The organism is Verrucomicrobium spinosum DSM 4136 = JCM 18804 (genome assembly GCF_000172155.1).
GTDB lineage: Bacteria > Verrucomicrobiota > Verrucomicrobiia > Verrucomicrobiales > Verrucomicrobiaceae > Verrucomicrobium > Verrucomicrobium spinosum.
Genome location: NZ_ABIZ01000001.1, coordinates 4,638,769 through 4,654,669, shown reverse-complemented (window position 1 = coordinate 4,654,669; position 15,901 = coordinate 4,638,769). Strand labels below are relative to the sequence as shown.

14 protein-coding genes and 1 pseudogene are annotated in these 15,901 nt (G+C 51.2%); 11 read left to right on the top strand and 4 right to left on the bottom strand.

The features are described 5' to 3' along the window. Positions 1–116: 116 nt before the first annotated feature. A complete protein-coding gene (locus VSP_RS18860) occupies positions 117–1,412 on the top strand; it encodes a nucleotide-binding domain-containing protein (protein ID WP_009962650.1) in 1,296 nt (431 codons plus the stop codon). Between the two features lie 84 nt (positions 1,413–1,496). Then, positions 1,497–2,183 carry an SLATT domain-containing protein gene (locus VSP_RS36170; protein WP_156345247.1) on the top strand — a complete coding sequence of 229 codons (687 nt, stop codon included), beginning with the start codon at positions 1,497–1,499 and terminating at the stop codon, positions 2,181–2,183. 147 nt (positions 2,184–2,330) lie between these two features. On the opposite strand, the gene VSP_RS18850 is transcribed toward VSP_RS36170, so the two are convergent. Both VSP_RS18850 and VSP_RS18845 read right to left on the bottom strand, forming a co-directional pair. Further along, positions 2,331–3,407: a sensor histidine kinase gene (locus VSP_RS18850; RefSeq protein ID WP_157210964.1), complete on the bottom strand. Its 1,077-nt coding sequence runs from the start codon at positions 3,405–3,407 to the stop codon at positions 2,331–2,333. Further along, on the bottom strand, positions 3,404–4,075 hold the full coding sequence (locus VSP_RS18845) for a DNA-binding transcriptional response regulator (RefSeq protein ID WP_009962647.1): 672 nt from the start codon (positions 4,073–4,075) through the stop codon (positions 3,404–3,406). Before VSP_RS18845 ends, VSP_RS18850 begins: the two co-directional genes overlap by 4 nt. 827 nt (positions 4,076–4,902) lie before the next feature. Between VSP_RS18845 and VSP_RS42405 the strand changes: the two genes are divergently transcribed. From VSP_RS42405 to VSP_RS18800, 8 genes and pseudogenes are all read left to right on the top strand, one after another. Next, positions 4,903–5,817, top strand: coding sequence for a hypothetical protein (locus VSP_RS42405; RefSeq protein WP_198141186.1), 915 nt, complete (start codon positions 4,903–4,905; stop codon positions 5,815–5,817). Positions 5,818–6,178: 361 nt separating this feature from the next. Next, the gene (locus VSP_RS36160) at positions 6,179–6,415 is read left to right on the top strand and encodes a YpsA SLOG family protein (RefSeq protein ID WP_009962642.1); all 237 of its coding nucleotides are present in this window, start codon (positions 6,179–6,181) and stop codon (positions 6,413–6,415) included. After that, positions 6,412–6,789 carry a tetratricopeptide repeat protein gene (locus tag VSP_RS18830; RefSeq protein ID WP_009962641.1) on the top strand — a complete coding sequence of 126 codons (378 nt, stop codon included), beginning with the start codon at positions 6,412–6,414 and terminating at the stop codon, positions 6,787–6,789. Before VSP_RS36160 ends, VSP_RS18830 begins: the two co-directional genes overlap by 4 nt. 158 nt (positions 6,790–6,947) lie before the next feature. Beyond that, on the top strand, positions 6,948–7,181 hold the full coding sequence (locus VSP_RS18825; protein WP_009962640.1) for a hypothetical protein: 234 nt from the start codon (positions 6,948–6,950) through the stop codon (positions 7,179–7,181). Beyond that, positions 7,174–9,537 carry an AAA family ATPase gene (locus VSP_RS18820; protein WP_029190568.1) on the top strand — a complete coding sequence of 788 codons (2,364 nt, stop codon included), beginning with the start codon at positions 7,174–7,176 and terminating at the stop codon, positions 9,535–9,537. The genes VSP_RS18825 and VSP_RS18820 overlap by 8 nt, the downstream gene beginning before the upstream one ends. A gap of 167 nt (positions 9,538–9,704) precedes the next feature. Further along, positions 9,705–9,833, top strand: a pseudogene (locus tag VSP_RS41105) (transposase); the annotation flags it as partial. Between the two features lie 526 nt (positions 9,834–10,359). Further along, positions 10,360–11,040 (top strand): hypothetical protein, encoded by a 681-nt coding sequence (locus tag VSP_RS18805; RefSeq protein WP_029190567.1) that lies wholly within the window; start codon positions 10,360–10,362, stop codon positions 11,038–11,040. A 1,120-nt stretch (positions 11,041–12,160) separates the two neighbouring features. Beyond that, entirely contained in the window at positions 12,161–13,063 is a 903-nt protein-coding gene (locus VSP_RS18800; protein WP_009962634.1) for a hypothetical protein, read from the top strand. 206 nt (positions 13,064–13,269) lie between these two features. On the opposite strand, the gene VSP_RS18795 is transcribed toward VSP_RS18800, so the two are convergent. Then, positions 13,270–14,046, bottom strand: a complete 777-nt coding sequence (locus tag VSP_RS18795; protein ID WP_232289496.1) for a DUF932 domain-containing protein — start codon at positions 14,044–14,046, stop codon at positions 13,270–13,272. Between the two features lie 293 nt (positions 14,047–14,339). On the opposite strand from VSP_RS18795, the gene VSP_RS18790 reads away from it, so the two are divergent. Further along, positions 14,340–15,416, top strand: coding sequence for a PD-(D/E)XK nuclease family protein (locus tag VSP_RS18790; RefSeq protein WP_009962632.1), 1,077 nt, complete (start codon positions 14,340–14,342; stop codon positions 15,414–15,416). A 123-nt stretch (positions 15,417–15,539) separates the two neighbouring features. Here VSP_RS18790 and VSP_RS18785 read toward each other — a convergent pair whose 3' ends face one another. After that, the gene (locus VSP_RS18785; RefSeq protein WP_009962631.1) at positions 15,540–15,815 is read right to left on the bottom strand and encodes a hypothetical protein; all 276 of its coding nucleotides are present in this window, start codon (positions 15,813–15,815) and stop codon (positions 15,540–15,542) included. Positions 15,816–15,901: the final 86 nt, after the last annotated feature.

Below are 15,901 nucleotides of genomic sequence, written 5' to 3'. Positions count from 1 at the left end.
CGCACTCGCTGGTGGTGGACTCACCTGCGATATCGCAAATAGGACCTTTGGCATCATTAGCCTCCCCAGCCGCCTTTCGTCTTAAGCGATACAACATCATCATCTGCCACCTAACAATGAAAGTAGCGGAGACCTTTAACGAGTTCCTAGATAATCTTACCATCCAGAATGCAGAGACTATCAGCCTGCGCTACGGTGAATTGACTGCGGCGCTCAACAAGAAATTTCGTGAGACCGAATCCAAAACCGCCAACAGCCTTCAGGTTGGTTCATTTGGTCGGAAAACTGGCATCAACGGATTGTCAGACCTCGACATGCTTTACATTATGCCCCAAGGGAAGTGGGCGGCATATGAGGATGGCGGACAGCTGAGATTGCTTCAGCACACCAAGGACGCAATAAAGGCCCGCTATCCCTCAACAGTTGTAAAAGTGGATAGGCTCGTCGTTACCGTTACCTACACCAACTTCCATGTAGAAGTTCAACCCGTCTTTGAGCAGGTCGATGGTAGCTTTAAGTATCCAGACACCAAAGGCGAGTCCAGTTGGAAGATCACTAAGCCGCGTGAAGAGATGGCCGAGATTTCTGCCAAGGATACTGACAAAAACAACAATCTGAAGCGTCTTTGCAAGATGGCGCGGGCATGGCGTAATAAACATGGCTTGGAGATGGGTGGACTTCTGGTTGACACTTTGGCTTACAATTTCCTTTGCCAAACAACCGAATACGATAGCAGGAGTTTTCTTTACTACGACTGGCTCAGTCGTGATTTTTTTCACTATCTTTGGAAGCTTCCTGAGCAGGACCGCTACGCTGCTCCGGGCAGTCGTCAGTGGGTCAGGGTTAAGAAAAAATTTCAGCGTAAAGCTAGAAAAGCGTATGCGCTGTCTGTTGAAGCCATAAACGCTGAGAAGCAGAAGAACGCGAACGAGAAGTGGCGCAAGGTATATGGGCGGCCCTTCCCCCTCCCCAAAGAGGCTATGGAGGAGTCCATCACGAAAGCTGCTTCGACTTGGCGGGATACCGAGGAGTTCATCGAGGATAAATATCCGGTCGACATTCGATATACGTTGAAGCTTGATTGTGAAGTGAAGCAGTCCGGCTATAGGATAAATCTCCTTCGCGACATGCTTGCTAAAAAAATTCCACTCTTGGCGAGCAAAAGCCTGGAATTTTGGGTGAACAAGATCACGGTCTCTGAACCATACACTATTAAATGGAAGGTCCTAAATCGCGGTGAAGTCGCGAAGCGTAGGGACTGTGTGCGCGGGCAGATCTGGCCTGATGGAGGCCGTATGCGAAAGACAGAGACAACAAACTTCAAGGGAGATCACATTGTCGAATGCTATGCCATCAAAGATGGTGTAGTAGTAGCGAAGGATAGAATCCACGTTCCAATCGAAGACCGATAGGCAGGGCATCCTTGCTAAAACAGCTACTCGGAAGTAGGTGAAGTTGATTCGAAAACATTCAATACAGCAGACCGTCAAGATCTCATGAATCCGTCCCATCCCGAAGAAAGCGGTACCCCAGGCGAAACAGGTGCAGCATCTGCTGCTCTCCATTCTCGAACTGACGACACCCCTTTCTCCCGTCGTGTTTTTGAAGGGCAGATCCGGGAATGTTATGGCCGTGTCGTCTACAGCCATAAGACGCATGAGAAGTGCGCAGACTTGTTGCTTGACGCCTGGGCGCAGATCAAACTCTGCCAGATTGTGTGCTCAGCTGTGGCTGCGGGGGGATTTATAGCTGCTGCCTTCGATGCTGGGAAATGGTCATCCATCGTGGGTGGTTTGGTTTCCACTGCTCTTCTCGGGCTAAACACATACACAAAGAGCTACGACCATGGGCAGCTTGCTCAGAAGCATAAGCAAACAGGCGCTGCGCTTTGGATGATTCGGGAGCGGTATTTGACTTTGCTCGTTGATATCGTGATGGGGGAGCGGCCTATCGAAACACTCCAGAAGGAACGTGACTCGATCACTGCGGATCTGGGGAAAATCTACGAAAGTGCTCCAGCCACCACTAGCAAAGCATACGCCAAGGCCCAGGCTGCTCTGAAGACCAAGGAGGACTTAACCTTCGCTGATGAGGAGATTGATGCATTTCTTCCCGGGGTTCTCAAAAGTGATCGCGATCAAAGACTGAAACCTTCTGGAACGCCTGATTCGACTTTACGGTAATGTAGGTCGAACATTAGCGATTGGGCACATTGCCTTGGGAAATGAGTTCGCATTAAAGGTGTCGGGTCGGGGTATTGAGGTCTTCACACTTGCGAAAAGGGAGACTGTCAGTGATCAGCTTTGCCTCTTACTATATGTCATCCATCGTCAACGCCCTGTCTTAACAAAAGAACCCTTCGGAACGACAATCGTGAAAAAGTTTTGCTGAGATTGCGGCGCTGAGGAGTAGAAGATAGCATAGCCATGCGCCTCAACTACCGCTTTGGCAATGGACAAACCAAGTCCCGATCCTTGGATCTGGCTACTCAGGGCGTTAGGTCCTCGGACGTGTCTTTCAAATATTTTTTCATGAAAGTCGTCTGGAACAATTTCTCCGTAAGACGTGAATGTTATACGAAGATCGCCAACTGCATGCGAAATTTGAATATAGACGTTCGATTTAGGGTTGCAGTATTTCAATGCGTTGTCTAAGAGAATCAGGGGGACAAACTGGAATGACTGATAGAGCGATAGGAAGATCTCTCCTTTGAGTTCTCCGAGTTGAAGCCAGACCCTTTTCTCGCTTGCTCTGGATTCAAACAACTTTACAATTCTGAACAAAAATCCATGCAGGGAGCATTGGGACCTCCTTCCAAACGTGATGGACTGCGGGTTCGTGATAATATCTGCAAGGTTCAATTGTTCGGTAAGTAAACCGATTGAACCATATAGGTTCCTCAGAGGTTGGCTCGACGAATGCAGCTTTGAGCTGAAGTCATTGCCACTTGATGACGATATCAGGGCCTCGCAGTTTGACATGACGAGTGAGAGAGAAGATCTAATGTCGTGGAGGAAGCTCACCGTTTCCTTGGTTGCAAGGTCCAATTCACGACTCAGTAAATGGCCGACAAGTTGAATATTCCCGATGATAGTCTGAGCGTTGTGATGCGTTATGCAAAGCCTTCGGAGATCCACTTTTAGCTGCGTTGGCGCTTTTTTGTTTCGATCCTCCACGATTAACCCGTTGAATGTGATCTGTGTCCCAAGCCATGATGTAGTGTAGTACGACATTGTTTCAGGGCAGACATTGTGTTCAAGGGGCGATGCAGACTCGCTAGTGCAGGCCTTGTGAACACATTTCAGACAGCGAGAAGGCTGTTTTTGTGTGTTTCCATCGTATTCCTGTCCACTTGCTATGAATGGCAGAGGGCATATAGTCCGGAGAATCTCAATGCTTCTATTCACGGTGTGCTGTATAGACGGGTAATTAAACCGACGACCAATGAGACGGCTGCAAGTGATTCTCGACTGAGCTTGATAGTCTCAGATATGTCGTCTTTCGTTAAAGGTTTCTTTTTCTTTAGACTCTTGGCCATTCTTGTCTCCAGTTTGCTGATGTCCTTCTCGCTAACCTCCTGTGATTGAAGTAGGTTTTTTATTACGGACCAGTAATAGTCTATAGAGAATCTGCTTGTGAGTAGTTCGTCGATCTTTTGTTTGCAGATCATTATTGACGATGGCTTGCCGAGATAGTCGTCAGCAAGTTTCCAGAAATCTGATTTGTTTAGGTCGTGTTTCTTGCCAGAGTATGCAATCACGATCTGAGCTGGATTGTAGGTTTTGATATGTCGCAAGAGATCGATCCCATCTTCATTTGATTTGTTTTCGGGAAGTATCCCCTGGATATCAAGAACGACGATGTCATATTCTCCGGACTCAAGTGGTTTGTAGTTCTCTACCTTGAACCAGTGAGTGAGGTTGTAGCCCTCCTTTTGAAGTAGTTCTACAGGAAATGCGTTAGGATCATCGTCAATGATAAGGATTCGAGCTCTCTTTCGTTGCTCCTCGAACGATCTGTGCTGAGCAACGTCAGAAATCGTTGGAGCTTTTAGCCATTTTGTGACGAAGTGCATGCTTGAAGGGGCCGTAGTGAAGTGTGGTGTTTGTTCGAGGTGAAGGTGGTGTTTTTTCTTCTTGAAGATGAAAATCGGTCACTGGTCTAGCAGGTCGGGCACTGGACTGCAAGTGGACATTTAGCGATGGCTGCCAGCTAAAGAAAAGGAACCCCTAAAGCCGCGGGCTGGCAGGGATCCCTTTTCTTGAGATAGTTCAGCCCGAGTCCCACATGGACATCCAGCAATCCATGGAGGGACCTTGTCTAGGAACTGGACTGGCTTGGAAACCCGAGGAGTCTTGGATCGGAAGTGTGGGTTTTCACTGGCCTTGAACGCAAAATGCGTCATTGCGGAAGGAGTGTCGGCCCGCTCACCTTGCGATTAGGCGGGGGATAAGGTCATGTCGAGGGCCTTTCCTCGTTTGCGTCGTAGCGGAGGTCCCAGGCCAGATTGTGGGCAAGCATATTAACCTGAAGCACCTTGTCCATGAATCGCGCCTTTCCATTGAAGGATGAGATTTTCCCGATGTCTCTAATGATTGACTGCAGCTTCTTTTCGATCTTTTCAGCAGCTTCGGCGCGGCGAGTGGGGCGGGGCGTCTCTTTTATAAAGGAACCTTGGACCGCTCAACAGGTTTGTCGACCTGGAATGAACTATTGTCAAACCGGTGAAGTCGGGCAGTTAACGACCCTCTCCGGCCCGGTCAGCCCGATTTTACCTCTGCATTGCAAACAAAAAAGATTGCAATGCAGAAGGGGCTGCACAGTATTGTCTGGTTTGATCGATACTCGTTCACATTTTATCAGTTGTCTCCGCCCCTAACCAAACAAGTAGTCGTTCCCGTTATGTCCCGAAGAATCAAAGGGTCCGCAGCGCGTAGTCTCTCGCTCATCCGACCGTTTTTAAAGGAGGGCGAGCGGTACATGCTCTCGCTGGGCTTGCCGGAAATTGGCAGTCAACGACTCGTGGAGATTGGGTGCCCGTCGCAGCCGACTACGGACACATCATTTTTACCCACACCCCTTGGCACTCATTCAATCTCTAATTCGCAAGCATCCGAGACACTGGACAAGTCCGGCGACAAGGAAACGGTTTATAGAATGGTTTACAGCAGCTGGGAGGACTGGCATGGCACTTCCCATTCAGGAATTGTGTCCCGTCCATATAGGCGATGGCCCCGGATAATAAATCCTCCGCAGGAAGAATTAATTCATATTCAGGATATTGATGGAACACTCCATCTTTGCTCTTCAGTTTGTACATACACTCCAAAAGACGAAGCGAGAAATATCCATGTGTTGAACCTCTTTCTTGAGTTGTTCGGTGAATTTGACCTTTTCGATGAACGTGGACACACTCTGCTTGCACCGAAAGTTCGGCGATTAAACTGGGAACTGTTGCCGAAGGGGGAGTTCCCTTGGGAGCGGGCGGAAAAACATCTTTCAGAGTCTACGAAGCACTTGAGTCCCGACGAACAACTCGTGGTTTTTTCAAGACTTCGGAGGTTGGCGGAGTTCGGCCCTGACCTGATTGCCGTGGGTCGGGGCGGGTTCCGGGGCTATTTTGCTTTTGGCTTCAACAAGCGTAAACTGTTTGTGTTGGAGAGCACCGAATTGGACAATGCCACATATGTTTTCGGCTCAGATTGGGAGCCATTGTCGCAGTTCACCAAGAAGGATATACTCTGCAATCATCTTCACAAGGAACGACTCGTTCACGATAAGCGGTGGCGGTGGCGGCTTGCCAAACTCTTCAATTGACTCTAACCAAGAAGATTCCACTTGATGAAAGCGAACAAACCACACAACCGAAAGATTCATCAAATCATCCCTGCTCAACCTGATACCTGGGCGATTTTTGGCGAGAGCCACGAAACCGTAGAATTGTCATTGCCTGTAATTTGTTGGTGTCTCACAGAAGAACAAGGGAGGCAAGAGGTCGAAGCACGAGTTGCCGACAACTACGGGAACACCACTTTTGCGGATAGCAGCATCAACTTTCTCGGAATAGTCTATTGTAGATCCGGGGAAGTTCCCCCCAACGCAAGAACGGTACTTCTAGTAAACGACCAATATCAGGTTTTCGCCGACTTAAAGGCCGACGGAAAAACTTCACATTGAGGTGGATCTCAGGTCGCTAAAAGCGTCGGGCGGATCTGCGAAGACGTTGGCCGTGGCACGGAAGACCAGGAAACCTCATCTGCACCTTCACGCTGGGCTGGTCGATGCTGTAGGGCAACTACGTGTCTTCATTGAAGCGCACCACGTCGCCAAGTTGAATGTGGCGGGCTCCAGGGAATCCAAAGAGCCGGGGCTCTATGCCTGGACGACGGAAGTCCTCACCGCAGCACTGAAATGAACCACAACGACGGACTCATACGGGCCGAGGGCTATTGTGATCTAGGGATGTGGCAGCAGGCGTTTGATACACTTGAGGACATGCCGACTGAGGCGAAGGTCACAGTGTCGGTGCTGCTACTGCATGCCAAGATACTTGTTGGGGTTGGGGAGTTGGACAAAGCCTTGCTTTTGGTATCAAGTGTCGCCCACCAGGTGCCGGGAAGTGATGATGTTGAAGCTGCTGTATGTGACGTCCTGATTGCTTGTGCCAAAGCTGAGGCGAAAGCGGGACGAATCGAGAAGGCGAAGGGCTTCCTCAGGCAGTGCATTGCTCTGAATCCTGAAAGGCGGTTGGAGGTGCTTTCAGCTCGAGAGCTTGATGGCATTTGGTGAGGTAGATTAGCGGCGAGCCTCGAAGCGGCGTGCGACATGTGTGTCCCCCATATCGAAACTTTCTTCATGCCTCGTTACGTCGCGCTGGATCAGGCCACGGCCGACCGTATGAGAGGTGATTGACTTTTTTCTTCCCGTCCTGTAAATGCGATAGGTATATGCCCGTTGAGATCCCTCCATCCGGTGAAACCGGCCCTGAAAACCTAAAAGGCTCTCTTTATCAGGGACTTGGAGGCGAATTTGCCGCTCGCTTGTCCGCCGACGCCACGATGCCTGACGCCGCTAAGGCTGCTCTCATAGCTCTCCTCGCGAAACCCGTCGTGATTTCCGCGGACATCCTAGCAGCATTGGCGATCGAGAACCCGAAGGAGAAGGAGGTGCAGGGTGAGTGAATCAGTAAAACTTGTTAGCCTTGAGCACTTCCGGGGCTTGCCGAACACGGAATTTGATCTCGGGGGGAAAAATATCGTGATCCTAGGGTCAAACGGCAAGGGAAAGAGTGGCCTTGTGGATGGCTTTGAGTATCTCTTTTCAGGACAGGTTGGGCGGTTCGTCGGTTCGGGCACACAGGGCATTAACCATGATGAGGCGGTATGCCACATCCGGCGCGGGGGAACACCAAAAGTTTCCGTTACGCTCTCGCCATCGAGAGCGGTCGTTAGCAGAACGCTCGGAACGGACGCCCCCACTTTCTGCCAGCGGCCACAAGGTAAAGCCTACCTTGATGGGCATCCGGGCGTAAATGCCTTCATTTTACGCCGCGCGCAGATTCTCGAATTCATCTCCAACAACGCCTCCGACCGCTACAAGAAGTTCGTTCAACTCCTCGGCATTTCTGAAATCGATGCGCTCCAAGGAGCATTTGTGACCGCAGAGAAGGAGAGCGCCGGCACAGCGAGAACGGCAGGCGAGGCTTACAAGGCGAGGCTGGCCGCCTTCGATGACGCCGCTTCCCAATTCGCGCCGAAGAATCTCAAGTACATTCTGGCGAAGGTCTCCACGGTGATTGATGGACTAGCTGTTGGAAAAGTTTCCGACTGGGACGGTGCCGGAAAGGCCTTGCAAGCCTTGAAGGAGAAGCGACCGGAGGCGAACAAGGAAAAAATCGACGCATTGTCCAAAGCGATTGTCGTCCTTGAAATGTCGTCGGACCACGCCTTGCAAACCGACCTGGAAGAGCTGGCGAGTAAGTCGAAGAAGCTGAAAGAGGTCTCCGCCGGAATCGCCGATGCCGCGAAAAGCGACATCATTGATGGCGGCCTCACTTTCTTCGCCGCGCATCCGGACGAAGAGTCATGTCCGCTTTGCGAACAAACATTGCCGGAAACGGTTGGCGCATTGGTCTTGCGTCTCAATACTCGGAGCGCCGCTTTACGCGAACTCAAGGAAGCGCAGAGCGCCCGGAACACATCCTTAGCGAAGGTAAGAACGAGTCTGGGCGCAATTGTCACCCTGATTGCCAGAGATCTGGGCCATGCGGAACAATTGCTTCGCGATGCGGTAGAGTCGCTGAAGGTCGCCAAGGCCGATGCGGAAGCTCTCCTTGAGGCCGCGAAGACTTCGGACGAGTTGACTCCTCCTGCCAGCCTTCAGGATCTAACCACTCTCCGGGCGGGCTGCCTCGCCGATCTGAAAACGAAGAAGGAAGCGCTGGTGGCGCCAGATTCTTCAAAACTCGAAGGCGCTATCGCCTTCGTGGAACGCGCCATCGCTTCTGCCGAGGTTATCCGTGCCGCTTGTGATGAAGATGGCCGCGCGACCGAGGTTGCTCGCCGGGCAAAATTTGCAAATGCGGCCTTCAAAAAAAGCAGGGAATTCGCAATCGAGGAGGTGTTTGCCCGAATCTCGGGCACCGTGCTTGCATTCTACAAAAAGCTACATGACAGCGAAGAGCAGAACGAAAGATCGGAATGCACCGGGCTTGAGCTCAAACCAGATTCCCGGGCTGCCGCTGGCGGATTGAAGCTGGCGATCCAGTTTTTGGAGCTTGCAGACCCGAAGGATCCTCGGGCGTTTTTGAGCGAGGGGCATCTCGATTCGCTCGGCCTTTGTATCTTCCTTGCAACGGTGAAGATCTTCAATCCTACCGGCACAATGCTCGTGTTGGACGATGTGCTCACCAGCATCGACAAAGACCATCGCCATAGAGTCGGCGAGCTGCTCTTTGACGAATTCCACGAGTATCAGATTCTACTTACGACCCACGACGAATACTGGTTCGATCTTCTCAAATCGCTTTCCCGCGCCCGCGGCATTCAAGGAACGTGGAAATTCACGAAGGTAGAAGGTTGGACAGTCGAGCGCGGGCCCACTCTTTCGGTAAGTGACGATTCGTGGGCGTTCATCAATGCAAATCTCAATGAAGCCTCCTACAGAGCGTTGGGCGGACCACTCCGGTTGGTGCTGGAGGATTTTTTGAAGCGGGCGGCGGTGAAGCTGGAAAGCAAAGTGAAGTTCAAGATAGACGGCAAATACACCAGCGGCGATTTCGCGGCGGCTGGAATCCAAGATGACATCCGAAAGAAACTCGCCGCTGCGGTCAAAGCCGACGCCGCAGCAGCCACAACTGAAGCCGCTGTCCAGACGGCCGTGGGGCGCGTGTTCGGAACGGGAGATCTCATCAACTTTCTTAGCCACGACAATCCAGGGCGCTTGGAAGTGACCTTCCCGCAAGCGCAGGACTTCGTTTCTGGTCTGAAGTTCCTTATCGATCAATGCGCTCGTTATAGTCTGATGCGTGGGCAGTAGAGCATTGAACGCCGGTCGAATCGACGACGGCCCACCAATGCGAAAAGCGGGGCGGATCCGTGGGATAGTGTTGAAGGGGAAAAGAGCTTCCGGCCATTGTCTCCATAGTATCACCGCCAAGGCGAAAAACAAATACGGGAAGCTGTGCCTAAACCCGCGAATCCGCGGACTTCATCGCTTTCATGAACCAGGTGGTGGAAGAGTACCCTGGAGTGCGTCTGTGCGTGGTGATGGACAACCTCAACACTCACAAAGGGATCCTGGCCCAGGAGTGGTTGGAGAAGCACCGCTGGTGAGCTTCCGCTACACCCCCACGTACGCCAGCTGGGTCACTCTGGCAGAATGCTTCTTCTCAATCCTCACACGCAAAGGGCTGCAACAATCGGTGCACCGGTCCAACCGGGAGCTGGTGCGCTTCCTCAAGGAGTTTGTTAAGCAATACAACAAGACCTGCGGCGCCTACATCTGGACGAAAGGCCCTAAGAAACTCAAACGGATCATTGAACTAACAAAAGCTTACCAAGTTTCATTGCACACACACTAACCGGACCATGCACTAGGTCGGCTTCCAAAACAGGGGGGAGGGCGAGTATATTTCTGCCAATGGGGATGCTCACCTCTTGCCCCACTTCACTGCCAACATGGTGAACTCGCGCATCCGATGCCCAAAAAATTGCGGCCTCTCAACCTGTTTTGTAGCGTACTATTATCACTTGCCAGCACATTTCCCCTCTGCCTAATTGCCGAAGATTCGCATGCTCCGAAAATGGCAGCGATGGCGCTGCGATCAATTTTTGAACCAACAACTTTTGGAAAATTTATATGATGGACCCTGGAACAATCTTTCTTTCCGCCTGTAAAACGCTGGCTACGCCTGTTGTGGCAGGCTGGGAACTCGTTGCAAACCGAACAAGGCTAAAGCTGCTCTTGCCAAGAGGTGAGGCAGTGAAAGAGTCGGACGCGCACGTATTGGATCAGAACAATGGCATGGGGCTGTTTTACTTTGGAGTGACTTCTTCATCTGAACAGGATATCGAGGTGTCAGAGATCAATGTGACATTTGACTCGCCGCTCAGCATGAGAGATCCGGCTTCGCCTGGCCTCCAACCGTTTTTTGTTCAAGGCCAGTCCACAGATGCAATTTTGCCATTTGCACTTACATGGTCGGGGAAATTCCTGGTCAAGCATCGCTTGATCGTTCCGTTTGGAATTGAAGCGCACTTCATGGATGGACTCCAAGCGTCGGAAATTCAAGTGTCATTAAAAGCGAAGAGACTTGCCAAAAGGTTCGGCTATATCTTCGCAGGAAAGGAGACGGTCAAGATCCAGAAGATAGTGCTTCGACGAAGCTATAGCCCGCCACATGGTTTATTAATCCCTGAAATGCACCGGTCGGCACCTGTCCAACCATTCATGCGCGTCACAGCAAGCGCTGTGAGTGGCGGTGCAGTGCGAGTGAGCACTGTGGATGCGGTGGGGCGTTCCGACTCTCGATTGGTTTAACGTGAACCGTGGAGCTACTAGATTTACTGCTACAAGGTTGAAGACCGCGAATTGCGGTTCAAAAGGCAATTTACTCTGCGGACTTGTCGTATAATGACCGCACTTTTCCTGCATGACAATCTATGGCCTCGGATTCGGCGGGGCGTGAACCGACGTTTCTTGACAGTTCGGGGACGAATTGTAGCCGGAGCACTCAGCTCTAGGTCTTAAGTCAGCAGTTCGGGGCGGCAATAAAGCGCTCATGCAAGGTTTTCAAGAGTGCGCTCCCAGCGCTGACGCGGGAGGTCAAGCCTAAGCAGATGAACGAGGGATTCTCGTGAAGCGATGCCCGGCGAATTGGAAGACACGCGGTCGCTCTGCTTGGCCAATTATCAATGAGCAGATGTCGAATAATGCGGATGCCTTGGCGCCTTTCCTTGGCAGGCGCCGCGCGGCATCTATGAAGTGCGAGGCGACTAGTCGCGGGCCTCGGGTGTTTGAGGTGGCTATAGTGTCAATGAAGGAGGCTTTGCAGCCAATGCGATGCTCCGCGCCAATACTTCCAGAACCATGGGCGGGACTGTACCGTCAAGCTCTATGGAACCACGAATTCAAATGGGACTTTTTAATAGGCAATTGAAGCGGGCTCAACGATTGGAAGACTATCAATCAAAACCTCGTGAGCGCAACGATTCGCTCCACCGTCTCGCGGGTGAGCTGCGAGTGGAGAAGATGCGCTGCCCGCCATTCATTGATCACGGCCTCCGTGTACGTCTCGCAAACCTCAGTCAAGCCGGTGGAGGTGTAGTGTCGCCCTTGGACGTAAATACCGTTCTCAGACTCGAAATTTGTCCGGCTCTAAAGGTGGGTGAAGTATATGGTGGCGTAGACGGACCCGGTATTCTGGGGTCTAGCCGAATGAAGTCAGAGTTCTACTAAGGAATGTGCGTGAACAAGGAGATCGATGTGCTCCACGTAATAGTGCAAAACGCGTTGCGCAGGTAGTGCCAAGACTGGCAGTCCCGACTAAGATGTCATCAGTGTATCGGGATGGAAATCGATTCTATCGCGGGCATTCCAGTAGCTTGACAAGTGCTTCGGTGCGAGGGACACTGCACGAGTCATTTGTGACAAAGCAGCCATGAAACCGAATCCGACTGAGTGGAAATTTCCAGTTCTCGCAGGGGTGATTTTTGAAAGCTCAAACTTCGACGTCAAGGCCGTTCGAGAGTTGTCCGATGCAGAGCAGGCGAAAATTGAAGAATACACAAAAGTGGGTGCTCATGCGAGAAACCGTTTCAAATTGTTTGCGATCCTTCGTCGAAACTACGAGCAATGGGGCAATTATGTGCGGTCGCTTCTCACGCCGACAAAGGACCTTGTTGAAGATGAAATGTTGGAACTCGACAGGCTACTTCTGAACTTTCAATCCTCAGCAAAGTCTGTGATTGATCACTTTCGACAAGATTGGATTCAGGTCCATAGAGGCTCGCCAGATGAAGTGAAATTCCAGGAATGCTTGCAGCATTTGGAGTCCAGTAGTTGGGCCTTTGCTTTCTTTCAAGATTTAAGAAATTTCACACAGCATTGCGGTCTTCCTGTGGGAAATTATTCGAGAAATGTTGATGCCTCATCCGTTAGGCTATCGATTGAGGCTGACTCCAGATGGCTAGTAGAGCGTTACAAAAAGTGGGATAAGTCCAGATTGAAGGAGGGTGACGGGCGTTTGGATCTTATCAACTTGACAGACGACTATTATATTCGTCTCAGTCATGACTTTGCCAACTTTGTTGCGCAAGCATTCGCTCCAACCTTATTTGATGCGCACAACTTTTTTGCTGGATTGGCAAACGAAGTATCTGATCGGTTCCCTGGTGCGGAGTATAAGATAGTTCAAGGTATCAGGATCAACGGTAATAAGTTGACCTTTGATTTTGGCACGCCCCCCGCTAATCTACTTGGATGGCTTGGAATCAGCGTTGCGGAGAGACCGGTAGATGGATGCAACCAAACAAATGAAGAAGGAACCTCGCATGTTCTGTAGGGAATCTCGGCTGATTAGGCGACTTGGTACCTCTTAGGTTGGCGGCATGTCGATAAATTCCTGGCTCCCGGAATTATGGCTTCGGGTGTAGCCCCATTTTGGAGGAAGTGAAAGTCACGCGGTCTAGTGCTGGCGCGTAGCCACTTGAAAGCTAAAGAAAAGGAACCCCTAAAAGCCGTAGGCTGGCAGGGATCCCTTTTCTTTAGCTAGTTCAGCCCGAGACCGACATGGACATCCAGCAGACCGTGGAGGGCTTCGGTCCTTCTCGGGAGCTCTGCGAGACTGCCGTCTTTGAGAGCTTCCGTGAAGGCGTTGAAGAGGCTCCAGACGCTCCGATCTTCAAAGACCGGGTATCGTGGTTCCCGCCATTCCTTCAGCACAGAGGGGATGAGTCGGTTGCTGCACACTCCAACGTCAGTGGCCCGAATGATCAGGTCATGAGCGGTGGTGTCTTCGATGTCAGCTTCCTTGTAGGCTCCGATGCGTTTGTCTTGGTCATGCCATTTCGCCATGAGCTGACCGATGGCTCTCTCCGTGATCCCGGGGAGGTCTCTGACGATGAATCGGGTGTGTTTTCGGGCGAACTTGACCTCTCCAGAGAAGGAAAGGTTGTCGCAGACAAAAACGCTGGCTCCGGCGACAATACCTGCTGGGAAGGTCTTGTCGTGGCTGTTTCTGAGTCCCAACACCCAGCAGTAGTCATCATCGTTCTTTGGTCCCAAGATCTCCATCAGACCGAAGTAGCGATGACCTTCATGGCTGAGGCTGTGGGCCTGGGTGCCGATGCGGAGATTGGTACTGGCCAGGGTCTTCTGGACGGTGTCGATCAGTCGGTTGTGCGGGATGGGACACCAGCTAGATGTCGACCTGGGTGTTCTGACATCCTGAACTTCATCCAGCGTAGCTTTGTGAGCTCCGCAGTGAAGGATCAGGTTCGGGGTGGGACGTTTTGGTTTGGGTTGTTCGAGTAGTTGCATATGCATGGGTGGTCTAGGGTTGTGGTTTTGGCTGAAAATGAAAAACCCATGCTTCTCTGAAGGGGAACATGGATGACAGTGAGAGATGAGGGGATGATCCGACGGAGGATCGCCGAAATTTTCCTGCGGCTTCGGCAAGGTCCAGAAGGGCCGTCCGGACACTTCGGACAGGTTTTTCCAAGTTGTTCTAGATCTGGGTGATGGAACAGCGTCAATGGTATCAAAAGACGTAGACGTTTGAGCAGAATTTTGGTTGTGGGACTGGACACTGAGTTTTGGCGAAGGTATGCCGTTGTTGCATGGAGACTGATGCACCCAAAATATTTGAGAGCTTACGTTCATTGGTTGAGCGCGCAGGAGTTGTCTCCCCAGAGAAGACGCTCTTTTCTTTAGCCGGCAGAGGTCACTACGAGAATCCGTTGTCTGACCTGTTGGCGTTCTTTCTCAAGCCAGACGAAGGTCACGGGCTGGGTACGTTGTTTCTTTCAGTTCTCATGGGAACTGTTGACTTGGACTCTGAACTGATTGCCTACGGTCCTGTGTCGGTAATGCGTGAGTTTCCAATAGAAGGCGGTCGGCTCGATATTGTTGTTGTCGGCCATGATTGGGGAATTTTGATGGAAACAAAAGTCCGTGCTGACCTTTATAATGACCTCGACACCTACGAAAGAGGGTTGAGGAGTGGATTCCCAAACGTCTCATGGAAGTACGTTCTGCTTTCACCCCGGGATGGACGTCCTGGTGAAAAATCAAACTGGAAATGGAGATCGCTAGGGTACCTGTCTGGCCGTATTGGGAAGGCCCTTGATTCCATCAAGCGAGTACAAGAAGCCTCAAAATGGGTTGTGTTTGCCCGTGAACTATGTCTTCACATGAATGAACTACAAGGAGAGAACATGACTATAACCGAAGAGCAGGCGAGATCTGTTGAGGAGAATCTGTTGACGATAAAGGCGGCGCAGAATTTGCTAAGAGGCTACAATGCCTTCTTGATCGGCGAGATTAATTCCCGGCTGTCGAAAGCTGTGCCTGGAATTGCTTTTGACTTCAAAGACGTTGGGTGGGCATTTCGTTACTCAGATGTGACAGGTAAGCTTTGGATGCTGATGTTGGAGACACCTGGGCAAGGGGGTGACGGAACAAGGAAGCAGTTCTACGCCGGTATTTGGGTGGTTAATGGATCATCCCTTCTTGAGGGCGTGGAGAATCGTCTTCGAGATCGTTCTGTTGAACGTGTCAACGAAGAAGGAGGATGGTATTTTGGTAAATTCTTTGAGAACAGGGAGGGAGGCCGTGATGAAGCTATCGGCTTCCTAGCCAACTTGGCAGACACTCTGTTCTCAGTGCTGCCCGTTGATGTTGCAGTACAGAATTGAATTCCGTCCTCAACCGTGAGCACTTCGGACAGTCATTGAGCCCCAGTGAAATAGGCGTCACTTCGTAAGGTGTGCCCAATTCTAAATGGAGTGCAGGTTAACCGTCCGAAGTGTCCGGAGTCGTCAGTATTCCTCTGGCAATATTACCGTAGTCATGGATCGATCTGCTTCGGTGATGATCCAGAATTTTTGATCCCGCCTGTCGTGGTAGACGGAGAACACTCTGGTTCCTTCTACCAATGCAAGATCGTTTGCCTGGGCGTCTTCGTGATCGCAGTCTCCCCAGTCTCCACGTTGATGCCGGTTCAGTGAGTTCAACACCTCTTCGGGATCAAGGAGGTTTAGGGCGCCTGGAGTGAGGGAAAGACCGCCCATTTCGAATTTGGGTTCGGTTTCCATTTGATGTGATGATGTCATCTGAAAACAGGAAGGGCCGGATATGCACGAAGCACGTCCAGCCCTTTCCCGTTTCAGGTATGGTCGTT